We start from the raw sequence: 16,551 nt of genomic DNA on the forward strand, positions 1-16,551 counted from the left end.
CTCCGCCGCATCGTTTTCCAGTTCCAGCTTCCGGGCCTGCTGGCGGTAGAGGGCCGCCCGGGCCTCCTCCACCTGATCCTGGAGATTGATGTCGTCCCAGACCACCCGGAAGCCGCAGCCATAGCCGTGCATCCGCAGCCACAGCCGGCAGATCCGCTCCACCGTGGGGGTCAGCGTCCGCCGGATGGCGGTGATCTCCGTGGTCAGCAGGTCCGCCTGCTGGGAGCTCATCCGCTCCGTGGAGCTCCAGCTGAGTCCCAGCATGAAAGGCGGGATGGCCGTCTTGGCCACCACCTGCTCCAGGATCTGCCGCACCGGTACCTCGCTGTCCAGAATAGGCCCGTCGGCGCCGATGACCTTGATCTCCACGTCGCCAATCGCCACAAAGTCCCGGACGCTGCCGCTGCGGGTCTCCTGCATGGCCCGGGACCACTCCCCGGCCAGCTGGCGGCTCCGCTCCGCCGCCTGTCCGCCCTCGCCGCTCCGGCAGGTCACGGCGTAGCGCACGTTGCCGCACCGCTCCCAGTTGACCCCGATGGTGTGATAGATCTTCATGAGGATGTCCGTCAAAAAGGGCAGCGACCGCAGCAGCGACACGCCGTATGGGCTGTCCCCCTCCGGATTGAAGGGGGTGAACAGCAGCAGGTCCTGACAGGGCAGCGGCCCCATCTTTCCCTGCTCGTCGGGTCCGCAGATGGTAAAGTCCAGGGGATTGTCCCCCTCCCGGATCTCGATGCTCTCCACCCGGCCGCACAGCACCGCCGCGATGTCCCGGTTCCCCGCCGCCGGCAGGATCTCCCCCACGGCCCGGCCGCAGGTCAGCAGAGAGTCGGCATACCCGTCGAGAAATGCGTTGATGCCGAACTGTCCCCGCCCCACCGGCACGGTACGCAGGAACTCCCCCAGTTCCCGCTCCGCCGACGGGTCGCCGCAAACGGCGGTGACACCGCCTGTCATGCGGATCAGCTTGTAAATGGCGGCGTCCACCACCGGCACCGCTTCCCGGACCGCCCGGTACAGCCGGATCTCCCCGGAGCGCAGGGCCGCATAGCTGCCCAGCTCCCCGAAGGGATGGCGTCCGGTCTCCCGCAGCTGCACCGCCGCGGCCGCCGGCTCCTTGCGCGTTTGAAACCACTTCAACCTTCCGATCCCTCCCATGCCCGTCTCTGCGGGCCGTTTTCTCACAGGGCCCGCCGCTCCACGCAGGTGGCCGCGAATCCGCCCTGTTCCTCCGCCGCCACGTCCATGGCGAAATACCGCATCTCGTCCATGGCGTGGTCGTGCTCCTTCCGGGGCGCGTCCCGCGTCCCCCGGTCCTCCCAGCAGTACAGCTCCATCTCCCGCAGCAGGTCGGCGCAGCCCTCGCAGATCACCAGCCGTCCCGCCTTCAGCAGGTCCGCCGTCACCCGGATGCCGTCTGCGACGTCGTTCCGGGCCTTGACCACGGGAAATCCGGCCCGCTGCAGCGCCAGGATGAAGCTGGCCGCCGAGGGGTCCGCGATGACCCGCTGGATCACCCGGTCCCCCGCCAGGCGCCGCAGGTCCTCCACGTACTCCCCGTCGGTTTTCTGCCGTCCGGTCCTCCGGGAGTCGTAGTAGTACTCCGCCGTCCGATACCAAACGCCGTTCCTTCTGCCCCACAGGCCGAAGGAGGCGGGATTGGACGTACCGTAGTCCACGGACACCCGCCACGCCTCAAAGGGCCCCTCCGGCGCGGGAGGGCAGCGGCTGCGGTCGAAGAAGTCGTACACCAGCCCCTGGGCGGCGGTCCACTCCCCCAGCACGAACCGCCGGTAAAACACCCCGGAGTAGGCCCGCCGGTAGCGGGCCCGGATCCGGGGCGTCAGCGCCGGGTTGTCCTCCATGGTAAAGTGAAGGTACAGCGCCCGCCGCTGCTCCGCCTTCAGGATCCACTCCCGGTAAAACCAGTGCTGAGGCCCCTCAGGGTTGCAGTTGAACCACAGGCGGCTGCCCGGTACGCTGCACCGGGCACAGGCCTGCTCCACGAAGCTCCGCGGCATCAGGGCCGCCTCATCCAGCAGCACCCCCGCCAGGGTGCTGCCCTGGATCAGGGCGGCACTGGACTCGTCCCGTCCGCCGAAGATCAGGAAGCGGTTCTCCCGCCCCCCGGTCCGGACGATCAGCAGGTTCTCCGACCGCACCTCCCGCACCGTCATCCCCAGCCGTCTCAGGTACGGCACCAGATCCTGCAGCAGATTCCGCCGCAGGGAGGAGATGGTCTTGCCGCACAGGCCGAACTGCCGCCCGTCAAAGCAGCTCTGGGCCCACAGGAAGAAGGACAGCCCCATGGAAAAGGTCTTTCCGCTGCGGACGGCGCCGTCACAGATGATAGCTTCCCACCGCTGCCGCCGCCACCAGGTCAGAACCTTCTTCTGCTTGGGGGAAAACCGCGTGATCTCAGCCGTCCTCCCACCCCCCGTCCTCGGCGGCCTCCGCCAGGGCCCGACACAGCTCCTCAGCCCCATCCGCGCCGCCGTCCAGCAGGCCCCAGAGGGTCTCCAGAGCCCGCACCCGGTCCACCATCTTGACCTCCACACCGCCCTTGTCTGTCACCCGGAATTCCGCCACAGCGGACAGGTCCAGCCCCTCCGGGTCCGTCCCTCCCTGCCCCAGCGCCAGGCGCACCGCGTCGTTGGCCCGGCCGAAGGCCAGCTGGGCCAGCCTTCGCAGCACGTCCTCCCGCCGGACCTGAGCTGCGGCACCGGAGCGCATGATCTCCAGCCGGCTGCGGACTGTCTCCTGCTCCAGCAGAGCGAATCCGTCCTTTCGCCCCGCCTCCGCGGCGGCCCGCTCCGGATCCATGGTCCTGAGATACGCACGGCAAAACCGTGCCTCGCTCTCCCGCCTCTCCATGCCGTTCCTCCTCTCCTCCGTCTCACATCCAGGGCCGCACAAGCCAAAAAGTTGCACGCCGGCGTGCAACTCTTTTTGATTTTTGCGCAAAAAAAGTCCCGCGGGAATCTCCCGCGGGACTTCTGCGTGTCTGATCTCATTTTTAAGCGGCCGCTCTGCCGGTGCTCTTTTCCAGCAGGGCAGCGGCGGCATCGGCGTTGCTGACGCTGTAAAACACCAGGCCCATGGCGCCGCCCTGGCCCGTGCTCTGCATATCGATCTTGGGATGGCAAGCCCGCCAGCGCAGCTGCTTGTGGATCTCCGGGAACAGGCATCCGCCCAGCACCAGGCACTGTCCGGCAGCCATGTCGGTCACCAGCTTGAACTCGTCGATCTCATCCAGTTCCATGTAATAGATGCTTTTGTCACGGGACATCAGGATCGCCCGCTGATTGGTGATCCAGTAACGCTGCTGCCGCAGGCTCCACCGCTCGATCACGGGGGACACCAGGATCAGCGCCACCACCAGCGCCAGCAGGCCGATGAAGCCCATGCTGACCGCTTCCCGGTTATTGTTCAGATAGGGGATCAGGATACCACCGGCAATCGCCACCGTCAGGATCCATTTAAGCAGGATGGAGCGCGTATTGGCGCTGTCCAGCAGGGGGAATTCCACCGGCACGCCCTGCCAGCACACCTCTTCCTGTTCCCGCAGACAATCCTTCAAAGCCTTTTCCATTTCTTCCACTCCCTTTTTTTGGTTGGGTTTGCGCTTTTTGCTTTACTTGGTATTATACCGGATCTCCCCGTTCAACCGCCGCGAAAATCCTCCGCCCCTTTGTTAGGTCTTTGTCAAAACGGCTGAGGGCTGTGCTTGCTTTTTGTTAAGTTTTTTAGCGGAAATTTAACTCATTTTCTGATATGATAGAAGCCGTAGAAGCAGCCCGCCTCTGCCGGTGCTGCGGACAAGGAGGCATCCCCTTGAAATCCAATAAATCCCTTTCCGCGCGGCTGTTCCCCTTTTCCTGGCGGGACCTGGTGATCTCCGCCGGCATCTTGCTGTGCGCCCTGGAACTGTGCATCCTGCTGCAGATGGGCGACACCAGCGATGGCTTCGCCTCTCCCATTTTCGTTCTGGCGGTGCTGCTGGTCTCTCGTCTGACCTCCGGCTATCTCTATGGACTCATCACCTCAGTGACAGGCGTCATCTGCGTGAACTACGTGTTCACCTCGCCTTACTGGGCTTTCAACTTCACACTCTCCGGTTATCCCCTCACCTTTTTGACCTTTCTGGCAGTGTCGGTCATCACCAGCACCCTGACCACTCAAATCAAGCAGCAGGAGCGGCTGCGGGCCGAGGGGGAAAAGGAGAAGATGCGGGCCAATCTGCTGCGCTCAGTCTCCCACGATATCCGCACCCCTCTGACCTCCATCGTGGGGGCCACCTCTACTCTGCTGGAAAATCCGGGTCTGTCCGCGGAGGAGCAGCAGACGCTGCTGAAGGATGCCAGGGACGATGCCCAGTGGCTGATCCGGGTGGTAGAAAATCTGCTGTCCATTACCCGCATGGGAGATACTCAGGCCCATATCACCAAGCAGCCGGAAGCAGCGGAAGAAGTTCTGGGGGAAGCGGTGCGGAAATTCCGCAAACGGTTCCCGGGAATCACAGTGGAGGTCCGGGCACCGGAGGAACTGCTGCTGGTGCCTATGGACCCCATTCTGGTGGAGCAGGTACTCTCCAACCTGCTGGAAAACGCAGCGCTTCATGGGATCCACACCACACACATCACCCTGTCCGTGCGGCTGGACGGCGACCACGCTCGTTTTTCCGTCCGGGACAACGGCGGCGGTATCCCCGCGAAAGTTCTGCCCACTCTGTTCGACGGCGGTCTCAAGCACAGCGAGACCAGCGCCGGCGACGGCAAACGAAATATGGGCCTGGGGCTTTCCGTGTGCCTGGCGATCGTCCGGGCCCACGGCGGCACCATGGAGGCCAACAATCTGTCTGAGGGCGCGGAATTCTCTTTCCGTCTGCCCCTTGCCTGAGGAGGAACCTGACTTATGAACATCCGGGAAAAAATTCTGGTGATTGAAGATGAAAAGAGCATTTCTCATTTCATCTCCACTGTACTCAATTCCAACGGCTACGAGGCCATGCAGGCCCGCACCGGCGCAGAGGCCCTGTCCATGATCTCTTCCCACTGCCCGGACCTGATCATTCTGGATCTGGGCCTTCCTGATATGGACGGCCTGGACATCCTGCGCCAGCTGCGCTCCTGGTCCAGCCTTCCGGTGGTGGTCGTCTCCGCCCGCTCCCACGAGCGGGATAAAGTAGATGCCCTGGACCTGGGCGCCGACGACTATCTCACCAAGCCCTTCGGCACCGACGAGCTGCTGGCCCGGGTCCGCACCGCCATCCGCCACACCCGCACCGCCTCCGGCAACGATGAGATTGCCCGCAACGGTACCTACTCTGTGGGGGAGCTGGTCATTGACTACAACAAGCATCAGGTCCTGGTTCGGGGGGAGAACGTCCATCTGACTCTCAGCGAGTTCCGGATCGTGGCGCTTCTTGGCAAATATGCCGGCAAGGTCCTGACCTACGACTTCATCATCAAGGAGTTGTGGGGCCCCCGGGCCAGCGGTGACAACCAGATCCTCCGGGTCAATATGGCCAATATCCGCCGCAAGATTGAAAAAAACCCCGCCGAGCCGGAGTATCTGTTTACAGAAGTGGGCGTGGGCTACCGCATGGCCGAGGGAGAATGACGCTCTCCATGCTCCCGATTTTATTCCGCCGCCGCGCTTTTTGCGTGGCGGCGGCTTTTTGTCTTATTAACAATTTCTTAACGCAATCGATTAAATTTCTTATGCTATCTAAATTAAATTGCCCATTCCTTAACGGCTACTCCTCAAAAAATCTGCTATCGTATATGCTGTGATAGGAGGGCGAAACGAGACGTCCTTCGAGGCACAATGCGAAAAAGGAGTGTGTGTTTATGGCAACATTTATCCTGGGCCTCGTGATTTTGTTCGTAGGCGCCGCCATCTACGGCAAGTTCTGCGAAAAAGTCTTTGGCCCCGACGACCGTGAGACTCCTGCTTATTCCAAGCAGGACGGCGTGGACTACGTTCCCATGAGAGGCTGGAAGAACAGCCTGATCAACCTGCTGAACATCGCCGGCACCGGCCCCATCTTCGGACCCATTCAGGGCATCCTCTTCGGGCCCATCGCCTTCATCACCATCCCCATCGGCAACGTCATCGGCGGTGCTATGCACGACTATTTCTCCGGCATGATCTGCCTGCGTGACGGCGGCAGCCAGATGTCCTCCATGATCCGCAAGTATTCCAACAAGGGTGTTTACCGCGTGTACAACGTGTTCGTCTGCCTGCTTCTGCTGCTGGTGGGCGCCGTGTTCATCTACACCCCCGGCGACATCGCCGCCACCGGTATCTTCAACTTCAGCGGCCTGGCCAATGATCCCACCACCTGGATCATCTACGGTGCTATCTTTGTCTATTACCTGATCGCCACCGTGTTCCCCATCGACGCCATCATCGGCCGCATCTATCCCATCTTCGGCGCCATCCTGATGTTCTCCGCCCTGGGCGTGTTCATTGGTCTGTTCGCTCACGGCTATCCTCTGCTGAACATCTGGGACGACTGGCAGGGCGTCGCTTTCAGCGCCTTCCAGACCACCGCTGACGGCGGCACCGCCCCCTTCAGCTATGGTGAGTACTTCGCCACCGGCCACTTCCTGCCCGTGTTCTTCGTGACCGTGGCCTGCGGCATCCTCTCCGGCTTCCACTCCACTCAGACCGCCATCATCTCCCGTACGGTCAAGAGCGAGAAGCAGGGCCGCATGACCTTCTACAACATGATGATCCTGGAAGGCTTCATCGCCATGGTTTGGGCCGCTGCCGCCATGGGCATCTACAACCTGGGCATCCAGGCTGCCAACGCCGGCGCCACCGGCACCGTTATCGCGGTCTGCAAGGATATTCTGGGCAACGTGGGCGGCGTCATCGCCCTGATCGGCATTGTGGTTCTGCCCATCACCTCCGGCGACACCGCTCTGCGCGGCCTGCGCCTGACCGTGGCCGAAACCCTGCACATCGACCAGAGCAGCAACAGCAAGCGCCTGGGCCTGTCCGCCATCATCTTCGCCCTGGTGGCCGTGATCCTGGTGTTCGCCAAGACCAATGCCGAGGGCTTCAACATCCTGTGGCGTTACTTCGCCTGGTCCAACCAGACCCTGTCTCTGTTCGCCTTCCTGGCCATCTCCATCTGGATGTTCGAGAACAAGAAGGGCAACTTCGTGTGGGTGCCTTTGATCCCCGGCGCCTGGTACACCTTCATCACCGTTACTTACATTGCCAACGCCAAGATCGGCTTCAACATCCCCTGGACCGCCGCCTATGTGATCGGCGTGGTCGCCGCTGTGGCGTATGTGGCTGTTATCATCTGGTACGGCAAGAAGCGCGCCAGCGTCCTGGCAAAATAAGATTCTTCATCTCCCCTTTTCCAGCTCTCCGCATTCTCGTTTGCGGGAGCATGCCGCAAAAAGCCCCGCCGCACTTGGCTTAACAGTGATAAGGAACTAAATCACTTATCAACTGTTAGCTGACGGTTTTCGGGTGCATACGAAACTCCCGTCTGATTCCTAACAGGAATTGGGCGGGAGTTTTTCTTGTTGACAGAGTTTATATTGGAGGATAGCATTATGAAAACATTACTTTCCTGTGAATTTAACATGGATACCGGTTGCGTTGAACTAAGATATTCTGACGGCAGCATGATTTCCATCAACTGTACCGCCGTTGAGGATGAGGTGGCGAATAGTCGTTTCCAGCGGTCTGAACTGGACTGGCTCATCTATAACGATCCACTGTCTTATGCAGATTTGATTTTGAATGGCGATCCAGAAGAATACCTGCGAACCGTAACGCAGACTCCGCAGTTAGATCTCGATTGATAAGCAAAGCCGCCAGAGTCGAATCCAAGAGATACTGCTTCTGGCGGCTTTTTTACATAGAGAATTCGTAGATTTTTATGGATGTGGTTGGTTGCTTGCCATCATGTAGAATAAAATATGTTATACTAAGCCGAAATATTTTTCAAAAAAGTCTTTTAGCTTATTAATGACAGTCTGTTTTTTCAAAGCTCTATTTGAACCACCTGAAAACCTTGAAATTGGCGGCAATATTTTATCAAGATCTGTTCCTGTGGTTTTTATCCCACCATCTCTGAATGAGTTTTCTATAAATTTTTGAGCTTCAGCGTGTTTTAGTTTTTCATCTTTGATGATTGTTTCTAAGTCCTGCTCTTTTTGCTTTTTAACAAAGTCTTTCCAATCCTTTTCAACATCTGTTTTTACTGTCATTTGGGCAACAAACCCCTCAATTAAAGCTTTTTTGCTGCGCAACTCAACACTTGCATCTATTGATTTATTAATATTAGCAAGAATCGTTTTATCCTCACAATTTGATTCGTGATATTTGGCAACAAGCATCAAAATATAATCTATATTGACCTCAACCTGCTTGATAAGTTCGATTTCAAAAACAATATCATCATTGATTCGTTCTTTTTCAATGTCGCTTTTTTTAGCATAATCTTGATATAAGTCAATATAAATGCTTTGATAATCCTGTAAATCTCTAACGGATACAGAACTGCCGCTTTCAAAATCATCAAAACACCTTAAAATATTTCTCAATTTCAAAATGCGACCAAACAGTTTGATAAATTCTTTTTCGTTATCCTCGCCGATGATTTGACTGCTTATCGGAAATTCGTTTACCAGTCTGGCTACAAGCTCGTTATAACCTTCAATATGTTTTCCGTGTTCATCTTCATAGCCATTCATATACTCATTGTAAGTTTTTAGAATAACCATACCTCTTGCGTTTTTATCCCCAAAAAGTGCTAAGGCATTATTAGTGGCTGTTTCAAGGTTCCTAAAACAAACAATGTTTCCAAATGTTTTAACTGAGTTTAAAATACGATTGGTACGGGAAAACGCTTGTATCAAACCATGATCCTTTAAATTCTTATCTACCCATAAGGTATTGAGAGTAGTAGCGTCAAATCCCGTTAGAAACATATTGACTACGATCAGCAAATCAATCTCACGATTTTTCATTCTCAATGATACATCTTTATAATAGTTGGGAAATTTATCGGCGGATGTATCATAGCTAACATTAAACAGCTTATTATAATCATCAATCGCACTGTCAAGAAAATCCCGTGAAGTCTGATCAAGACCGCTTGTGTCAAAATTCTCATCTTGCAAGATATCATCCGGATCTTCTTCGTTTGGATTAAAACTGAATATCGTAGCAATATTTAATTTGTGACCTGTTTCCTCCATTTGCTTTTTAAATTCATTGTAGTATGCAATTGCTGCCGGAATAGATGCGACTGCAAAAATCGAATTAAAACCATTTACTTTTGCAGTTGTTTTTTGCTCTGATACCGTATTATTCTTGGACTTCGCCATTTTTTCTACATTCGTAATCACTTTATGGTCATAATAGGAGCGACTTTGATTACGATAGGTTTTCTGCTCAAAATGTTCAAGAATGTATTGTGTAATCTCAGATACTCTTTTAGGATCAAGCAAAGCTTTTTCACGGTCAATTGCCTTTACTTGCTTGTCGTATAAAAGTTCAGGGTTTTTGATCGTGTTGATATAATCGATTCTAAAAGGCAGGACATTTCCATCGTGAATAGCATCTACAATGGTGTATGCGTGCAGTGGTCTTACTTTGTTTCCGTTTTCGTCCGGCTCACCTCCGAAAACTTGTGCTGTGGTACGCATATTCGGAGCATTGGAACTATTCGAGTTTATGGCGAAAATAGGGGTGCCCGTAAACCCGAAAATATGATAATTCTTAAAGTGCTTTGTAATCGACTTGTGCATATCTCCGAACTGAGAACGGTGGCATTCATCGAAAATCATAACAATGTGTTTTTTATAAACTTCATGTTCTTTGTTCTTGGATATGAATTTATCTAACTTTTGAATGGTTGTAATGATGATTCTTGCATTATCATCTTCCATTTGTTTTTGCAGAATTTTAGTAGAGGTGTTGCTGTTGGCAGCACCTTTTTCAAATCTGTCGTATTCTTTCATTGTCTGATAGTCAAGATCTTTTCTATCCACAACAAACAATACTTTATCAATGAAATTCAATCCTTGAGCAAGCTGTGCAGTTTTAAAACTGGTTAAAGTCTTACCGCTTCCGGTGGTATGCCAAATGTAACCGCCCGCCTCTTTTCTGCCGGTTTTTTTGAGATTGGTAGAAACGATAATGCGGTTTAAAATTTTTTCAGTTGCCGCAATTTGATAAGGACGCATTACCAATAACAAATCCTCTGAAGTAAATACACAGTAACGAGTCAAAATATTAAGCAGCGTATGTTTTGCAAAAAAAGTTTTTGTAAAGTCTACAAGGTCCGGGATGGTGCGGTTTTTCTCATCCGCCCAATAACTTGTAAATTCAAAGCTATTAGAAGTCTTTTTCTTTTTTGCTGCGTTTTTCTCTGCATTATCTTTGATATGCTGAAATCTTGTTGTGTTAGAATAATACTTTGTATGCGTACCATTGGAGATTACAAACAGCTGTACATACTGATACAATCCGCTGCCTGCCCAAAAGCTGTCACGCTGGTATCGATTGATTTGGTTAAACGCTTCTCGAATTGCGTTCCCTCGTTTTTTAAGTTCAATATGCACCAACGGCAATCCATTTACCAAAATTGTCACATCATAACGAGTATCATGCTTTCCGCCGTCTTCTTCATACTGGTTTATTATTTGCAAATGATTGTTATGGATGTTGGTCTTGTCTATCAGCTTGATATTTTTTACATAACCGTTATCAAGAGTGAGATTTTGCAGATAATCTTCCTGTATTTTGCGGGTTTTCTCTACAATTCCATCATTGCCGTTTGAAATAACGCTGTTGTAAAAGTCGTTCCACTCTTTATCAAAAAAGGTGTAGTTATTCAGTCTTTCAAGCTGAGCACGGAGATTGTCAATTAAGTCCTGTTCGCTTTTTATAGAAATGTATTCATAGCCCTGGCTGACAAGACGCTTGATAAAATCCTGTTCAAGTTCTGCTTCGCTTTGATAGTCAGTTCTTTTTCTTTTTTCGGGTGTATACTCTGCCACCACCGTACTTTCATTAGAACTTGCCACAATTTCAAAGCTATTCATTTTCCGTCGCCTCCCTCTTTTTGAAGGTTAAGAGTTTATCTCGGTAATATTCGTATTGTTTTTGTCTTGCTTCAATTTCGGCAGGTAATCCCTCGCTTATATCGTAGCAAAGCTTATTAAATTGATCAAGAATATCAACTATGCATTGTTGCTCTGCAAGTGATTTTTCCTTATCTCCTGGATATGGAATTGGAATTTCTAAGCCTAAAATTCTTGAAGAATTAAGGTCTCCCCGTGCACCCTCTTTTTTTGCAATCAAATCGTCATATTGATTACAAACACAATAAAACACATATTTATACAAAGCAACTTCTGGATTAATTTCTATTGCCAAACAGTGCTGATTTGTGGTTAATGGTATTTTATTTATAGCACATCGTCCCGCTGATGCACCCGAAATCGCAATAATTACGCAATTTACAGGTATCCACTTTGCTGATGTTTCTTGCACGGCTAATTCTGTGATAAAACAATCTGTCTTATTGATTTCATTAAAAACAACTTCTTGCGTTCTAAGCCACGGAATAGTCCCATTCTCGTAGTAATCTTTATTACTTTTTAAAGGAGTACCGCCAGAGCGACTTGATAGTGCTATTTGTTTTAATGACTTTTTATTGGTGTTTTTACTCAACAAATCATCTCTATAGTACTCATACTGCTGTTTTCTTGCAGTGAGTTCCGCAGTGAGTTCCGCAGTGAGTTCCGTAAATTTATCCAGTATACGAACGATTTCTTCTTGTACCGGTAAAGGCGGAAGAGGAATTTTAAACTTTGAATATTTTTCAATCCACTGACGAGTATGGTCTACAGGAGCGTATTGTATGTTTTTCATCACATGATATATATATCTAAAATCTGCATCATGAGACCTATCCCTTTTTAATCTTAACATCTTCATTGCAGAAGATTTAACCTTGAAATTAAAGTTTACCCAATGAAAAGAAGTAGTAAAATCATCAAAAATTATAACCGGATTATCTGTTGACGCCTCAAATATACCCGTACTCTCATTAGTATATCCCAAAATGAAAGATTGCCCCGCTGTCAATACAGGGGTTTTAAAATCGTCATCGTATTTAGTATCTTTTACAATATATTTTGTAGGTTGCTCATAATCCATCACTGTGTACAAAAAATCGCACTCTACACCTTCTGGGCAAAGTTCATTTATAAGTTGTTCTAATTTACCCATTTTCTTCACCTCCGGTGTTCCATCCTAAAGTACCCATTGCATCCATTAACTCTTGTTTGTTTCTTATATTATCTAAAACTCCAGTTACTAATCTATAAAAAGCATCAAACTTTATCAGAGCTTCATCTTCGCTATAATTGCCATGCACAACACCGCTTAATTCTCGAAATAATTTATATCCATCCGCAGAAAATTCAGAAGGAATTATATGACGCTTTTCATCAACTTCTTTTAAGTATCTTTCCGTTGTTTTATGCCGCTCCACACCATTTTTATCGATAAAGGTGTGAGCAATATTTTCTGCAGCTCCAATTTGACTGATAACAGATTCAAATACTGTCCTTAAATATACAATTGAACCTGCACCAAATCCTTCTCTTGCTGCTCTTTTTGCTTTTTCAAGGAAAATTGTAAAATCGCCATATGTTTCAGTATTGAATGAAACTGCTTCCGAAAATTTTTCACTTCTTTTTACAATACGCACATAGGGATATTGACTATGTATATTATCTTCTTCTCTGCACTCAAGCAAAAACCACATTTGCACAGAAGCCCCGCAACGAGGGCATTCAAGAACACAGTCAATGCTGACAGTCTTTTCGTTTACACCAATGCAGAACAAGTCTTCCCCGGAATAAAATGTTCGCTGATCGCCGCAATTATTACAATAATAATTTAATGCAACCTTACCGACTGCAATTTTTTTAGAATTTCCGGTTTTAAGCTTTCTGCTACCTAAAAAGCCTTCTATTTGTACATAATCTGTTGTTATCGGTTTGGACAGCACATCTGATAATCTCATATATTACGCCTCCTCAATTTCAGCTATAATCGCATCGATTTCGGCACGCAATGTATTTTCACGCTGAACGATTTGAGATATTTGCTCATTGAGGACAGCTATGTCGATAACTTCTCTTGTATCTTCGCTTTCTACATAAGTTGATACCGAAAGATTGTAATCTGCATTTTCAATATCTTCCTTTTTCACAAGAGCAGTAAAATGCTTTTCAGTCTTTCGGTTGATATAAGCGTTTAATATATTCTGAATATTATTAGGCTCGTTGCTTGATGTTCCATCCCCCAATTTATTGCTGTTGGTAGATTTGATAAATTCCTTTGAGGCATCAATAAACAAAGTTTGGTTGTCAACTTTTGATTTTTTAAGAACCATAATGCAAGTTGCAATACTTGTTCCGTAAAAGAGATTATCAGGCAACTGAATAACACATTCGATATAGTTGTTATCGATCAGATATTTTCTGATTTTCTGTTCTGCACCACCACGATACATAATACCGGGAAAGCAAACAATAGCCGCTGTTCCATCTGTAGCAAGCCAATGCAGACAATGCATAATAAAAGCAAAGTCCGCTTTTGATTTAGGAGCCAATACACCGGCAGGAGAAAACCGGGGATCGTTTATCAGTGTTCCGTTGTCAGACCCTTCCCATTTGATAGAGTAGGGTGGATTTGAAACGATGGCTTCAAACGGTTCTTCATCCCAATGTTTAGGATCAGTCAAAGTGTCGCCGTGTTCAATGCTGAATTTATCGTAACCTATGTCGTGCAGGAACATATTGATACGACAAAGATTATAAGTTGTAATGTTGATTTCCTGACCGAAAAATCCATTGCGAACATTGTCTTTACCGAGAATTTTTGCAAACTTCAAAAGTAACGAGCCGCTTCCCACAGCCGGGTCGTATACTTTGTTTACTTCTGTTTTCATTTTACCGTTATTATCAAGAAGTGAGATTTTTGTCAGAAGCTCAGATACCTCTTGTGGGGTGAAAAATTCGCCGCCGCTTTTGCCAGCATTAGAAGCATACATTCCCATTAGATACTCATAGGTGTCCCCAAAAGCATCGATTGAATTATCTTGATAATTACCAAGATTCATATCTCCGATAACGGTAATTAATTTTTTAAGCCTCTTGTTTCTCTTAATAACTGTTGGCCCAAGCTTATTGCTATTTACATCTATATCGTCAAACAAACCTTTAAAGTTTTCTTCGCTCGCACTACCAATAGCAGAGGCTTCAATATTTTTAAAGGTTGTTTGCAATATTTCATTTAAGTTCTCATCCAAATCGGCAACTTCTACTTCTTTACCATCTTTTTCTGCTTGATCCTTTGCATCTTTATCTGCTTTTTTGATTCTGTTTAATAAATTCTCGAACAATTCGCTGGGTAAAATAAAGAAGCCTTTTTCTTGTACCATATCATCTCTAATACTTAAAGCCTCTTCATCGCTGATTTTGGCATAATCAAAATCAGTATTTCCTGCATCCCATTCACCCTTGTTGAGATAAGTTGTAAGGTTTTCAGATATGTATCTATAAAATAGCATACCTAAAACATATTGCTTGAAATCCCAACCATCAACGCTGCCTCTAAGTTCATTAGCAAGTGCCCAAATTGTATTGTGAAGTTCTGCTCTCTCTTGTTCTCTTTTATTATCACTCATCTTTGTTTTCTCCGTTCTTTAATAATTTTTCGTAGTCTATATCATTTCTCAATTGTTTGCACAAATCTTTATTTTTTAGCTTTTGTGCAATATCAACGGGTACTTCATTTCGCTCTTGTGCAGCTAAGTCAAAAAACAACGCTATTTGTTCAGGCTTTGGCCTTAATAACTGAAGCATTGCAATTTGTCTTTCAGGAGGAGGCGGATTAACTTTGCCGCTTAAAATATCGTAAAAGTAAGGTTTCTTTATGCCAAGTGCGGTGTAAAACTTGACATTTGATAAATTTGCTTCTTTTATCATTTGTGCAAGCAAATTGCAGAATTTCATAGAATCATCAACAATCAAAGAATCACCACCATTCTCAAATTAGAATGTAAGTTTACATACTAACATACTATCATGCTTAAAAGAAAGTGTCAATTGAAAAGCCTTCGATTATGGCTGTGTATGATAGTGGTAAGGTGTAGAAAACTTTCCCCCAAAAAAATTCTACCAAACCTGCAAAAAGCAAAGCAGAAAAGACTTTATCAAACCACAAAGCAAACTCCCGATAATGGAAAAGAGCCTGTGCAAGGGCACAGGCTTCTATTCACATATCAAAGAGGTTTCTCTATATAATTTATCAGAATCACTGTTCAAAAAGTATCGAATCACTTTTCTTGCAAATTTCTTACTTACCGTCGTATCCCACTCTGCCAACCGGATGATCTCCACTGTTCCAGCCTCAAAATCAAACGAAATCTCACCCCATTCGCCGTCGTTGTCCACCTGATACAGGTAGATAGCGGCGGCGATTTTCTTTTTGCGTTTGGTCTGGGATTTTCGTTTCAGGCGAATCATGTGAAGGACTCCGGCCTCTGTCAGCAAACAGGTCAAATGATCCACGGCTTTACGATAGGCCCGTTCTGCACCGCTGGCTGTGCTGCCCTCAAAGAGGATTGCCAGTTCTTCAAAGGTCAACCGGGTGCTGATGGGGCTGACCCGCCCACAAGTCATACAGATGGCGTTTCGCTTTCCCAAAAGTGTCTGCTCCCGGTAATTCAGCTTTTCAAACGCTTCCCGGACAGCTTCAGCCTGGATGCCGTTCCATAGAATCTCCGCATAGTCCCAATGGTCATCCCGACTGACATCCTCGCCGGTTTCCTCGCTGTCCTCGTCTTGTACGGTCTGATAAAACGGAACACGGCTTCGATTTTGTTTGGCCAATGCCAAAAACTTTGCTGCGGTTTCCTCGGTACAACCGTTTTTCTGGGCATATTTCTGGATTGCCGCCTGTTCAGACTGACCGGATTGATTGTAGAGCCATGCAATCCCACGCACAGCTTTGTACTCATCCACATTTTCAAAGGAACCGGTCTCCTCCTGCATCCGACAGGTCAAAAGGGCGTTCCCGATAAAATGATGGGCATAGGTCAGAAAATCTGCTCCTTGTGAGGGATCATATCCCCGGAGACAGTCCAACATGGCAAGTACACAGCCCATTTTGTAGTCCAAAAAGCGTTCCGGGTCATAGCGATCCAGCCCCTCCCGCAGCAGGAAACGGCGAACACGACCATTAAGCCGGTTTTCATAGCAGTGCAGAAAAAAGGAGAACCAGCGCAATTCACGGCTCCGCACAGCCTCAATGATGTAGTCGTTCATATTTTCCAGAACAGGCGGTTCCGGGGCAAGCTGAAAGATGCGTTCCACTTCCCGCATGGTTAAGCCCTTGGGTTCCGTCAGAAAGCTGTATTTGGCACAGTAGCCGGACAGCTCCCATGTCCACGCTGTATCCATTTTCCCTCACCACCTTTCGGATGTTTCT

At 49.0% G+C, this 16,551-nt stretch carries 13 protein-coding genes and 1 pseudogene; 4 read left to right on the top strand and 10 right to left on the bottom strand.

The features are described from left to right. Positions 1 to 9: 9 nt before the first annotated feature. The 4 genes and pseudogenes from KFE19_06150 to KFE19_06165 all read right to left on the bottom strand — a co-directional run bounded on the left by KFE19_06150 (position 10) and on the right by KFE19_06165 (position 3,592). Positions 10 to 1,140: pseudogene (locus KFE19_06150) on the bottom strand (serine/threonine protein phosphatase). A gap of 41 nt (positions 1,141 to 1,181) precedes the next feature. After that, positions 1,182 to 2,486, bottom strand: a complete 1,305-nt coding sequence (locus tag KFE19_06155) for a PBSX family phage terminase large subunit (GenBank protein ID QUO39087.1) — start codon at positions 2,484 to 2,486, stop codon at positions 1,182 to 1,184. After that, positions 2,419 to 2,874 (bottom strand): terminase small subunit, encoded by a 456-nt coding sequence (locus KFE19_06160; protein QUO39088.1) that lies wholly within the window; start codon positions 2,872 to 2,874, stop codon positions 2,419 to 2,421. Before KFE19_06160 ends, KFE19_06155 begins: the two co-directional genes overlap by 68 nt. 142 nt (positions 2,875 to 3,016) lie before the next feature. Next, positions 3,017 to 3,592: a hypothetical protein gene (locus tag KFE19_06165; protein ID QUO39089.1), complete on the bottom strand. Its 576-nt coding sequence runs from the start codon at positions 3,590 to 3,592 to the stop codon at positions 3,017 to 3,019. A gap of 242 nt (positions 3,593 to 3,834) precedes the next feature. Here KFE19_06165 and KFE19_06170 point away from each other — a divergent pair, with 242 nt between their 5' ends. The 4 genes from KFE19_06170 to KFE19_06185 all read left to right on the top strand — a co-directional run bounded on the left by KFE19_06170 (position 3,835) and on the right by KFE19_06185 (position 7,832). Continuing rightward, positions 3,835 to 4,899 carry a DUF4118 domain-containing protein gene (locus tag KFE19_06170; GenBank protein ID QUO39090.1) on the top strand — a complete coding sequence of 355 codons (1,065 nt, stop codon included), beginning with the start codon at positions 3,835 to 3,837 and terminating at the stop codon, positions 4,897 to 4,899. Between the two features lie 15 nt (positions 4,900 to 4,914). After that, positions 4,915 to 5,622, top strand: a complete 708-nt coding sequence (locus tag KFE19_06175; protein ID QUO39091.1) for a response regulator transcription factor — start codon at positions 4,915 to 4,917, stop codon at positions 5,620 to 5,622. A 230-nt stretch (positions 5,623 to 5,852) separates the two neighbouring features. Beyond that, complete coding sequence (locus KFE19_06180) at positions 5,853 to 7,361, top strand: carbon starvation protein A (GenBank protein ID QUO39092.1); 1,509 nt, start codon at positions 5,853 to 5,855, stop codon at positions 7,359 to 7,361. 219 nt (positions 7,362 to 7,580) lie between these two features. Then, on the top strand, positions 7,581 to 7,832 hold the full coding sequence (locus KFE19_06185) for a hypothetical protein (protein QUO39093.1): 252 nt from the start codon (positions 7,581 to 7,583) through the stop codon (positions 7,830 to 7,832). A gap of 120 nt (positions 7,833 to 7,952) precedes the next feature. On the opposite strand, the gene KFE19_06190 is transcribed toward KFE19_06185, so the two are convergent. From KFE19_06190 to KFE19_06215, 6 genes are all read right to left on the bottom strand, one after another. Next, positions 7,953 to 11,084 carry a type I restriction endonuclease subunit R gene (locus tag KFE19_06190; protein QUO39094.1) on the bottom strand — a complete coding sequence of 1,044 codons (3,132 nt, stop codon included), beginning with the start codon at positions 11,082 to 11,084 and terminating at the stop codon, positions 7,953 to 7,955. Next, the gene (locus KFE19_06195) at positions 11,077 to 12,276 is read right to left on the bottom strand and encodes a restriction endonuclease subunit S (protein ID QUO39095.1); all 1,200 of its coding nucleotides are present in this window, start codon (positions 12,274 to 12,276) and stop codon (positions 11,077 to 11,079) included. The genes KFE19_06190 and KFE19_06195 overlap by 8 nt, the downstream gene beginning before the upstream one ends. Next, positions 12,269 to 13,078: a hypothetical protein gene (locus KFE19_06200; GenBank protein QUO39096.1), complete on the bottom strand. Its 810-nt coding sequence runs from the start codon at positions 13,076 to 13,078 to the stop codon at positions 12,269 to 12,271. The genes KFE19_06195 and KFE19_06200 overlap by 8 nt, the downstream gene beginning before the upstream one ends. Positions 13,079 to 13,081: 3 nt before the next feature. Then, the gene (locus tag KFE19_06205; protein ID QUO39097.1) at positions 13,082 to 14,746 is read right to left on the bottom strand and encodes a type I restriction-modification system subunit M; all 1,665 of its coding nucleotides are present in this window, start codon (positions 14,744 to 14,746) and stop codon (positions 13,082 to 13,084) included. Continuing rightward, positions 14,739 to 15,092: a hypothetical protein gene (locus KFE19_06210; protein ID QUO39098.1), complete on the bottom strand. Its 354-nt coding sequence runs from the start codon at positions 15,090 to 15,092 to the stop codon at positions 14,739 to 14,741. The genes KFE19_06205 and KFE19_06210 overlap by 8 nt, the downstream gene beginning before the upstream one ends. A gap of 240 nt (positions 15,093 to 15,332) precedes the next feature. Next, on the bottom strand, positions 15,333 to 16,523 hold the full coding sequence (locus KFE19_06215) for a hypothetical protein (GenBank protein QUO39099.1): 1,191 nt from the start codon (positions 16,521 to 16,523) through the stop codon (positions 15,333 to 15,335). Positions 16,524 to 16,551 lie beyond the last annotated feature (28 nt).

Origin of the sequence: Dysosmobacter sp. Marseille-Q4140 (assembly GCA_018228705.1) — a bacterium.
Classification (GTDB): domain Bacteria; phylum Bacillota; class Clostridia; order Oscillospirales; family Oscillospiraceae; genus Oscillibacter.

Bases quoted from the DNA above. Each gene is read 5' to 3' on its own strand.
- KFE19_06155 (QUO39087.1), bottom strand. From the start codon at position 2,486: ATGGGGCTGAGGAGCTGTGTCGGGCCCTGGCGGAGGCCGCCGAGGACG.
- KFE19_06160 (QUO39088.1), bottom strand. From the start codon at position 2,874: ATGGAGAGGCGGGAGAGCGAGGCACGGTTTTGCCGTGCGTATCTCAGG.
- KFE19_06165 (QUO39089.1), bottom strand. From the start codon at position 3,592: ATGGAAAAGGCTTTGAAGGATTGTCTGCGGGAACAGGAAGAGGTGTGC.
- KFE19_06175 (QUO39091.1), top strand. From the start codon at position 4,915: ATGAACATCCGGGAAAAAATTCTGGTGATTGAAGATGAAAAGAGCATT.
- KFE19_06180 (QUO39092.1), top strand. From the start codon at position 5,853: ATGGCAACATTTATCCTGGGCCTCGTGATTTTGTTCGTAGGCGCCGCC.
- KFE19_06185 (QUO39093.1), top strand. From the start codon at position 7,581: ATGAAAACATTACTTTCCTGTGAATTTAACATGGATACCGGTTGCGTT.
- KFE19_06190 (QUO39094.1), bottom strand. From the start codon at position 11,084: ATGAATAGCTTTGAAATTGTGGCAAGTTCTAATGAAAGTACGGTGGTG.
- KFE19_06195 (QUO39095.1), bottom strand. From the start codon at position 12,276: ATGGGTAAATTAGAACAACTTATAAATGAACTTTGCCCAGAAGGTGTA.
- KFE19_06200 (QUO39096.1), bottom strand. From the start codon at position 13,078: ATGAGATTATCAGATGTGCTGTCCAAACCGATAACAACAGATTATGTA.
- KFE19_06205 (QUO39097.1), bottom strand. From the start codon at position 14,746: ATGAGTGATAATAAAAGAGAACAAGAGAGAGCAGAACTTCACAATACA.
- KFE19_06215 (QUO39099.1), bottom strand. From the start codon at position 16,523: ATGGATACAGCGTGGACATGGGAGCTGTCCGGCTACTGTGCCAAATAC.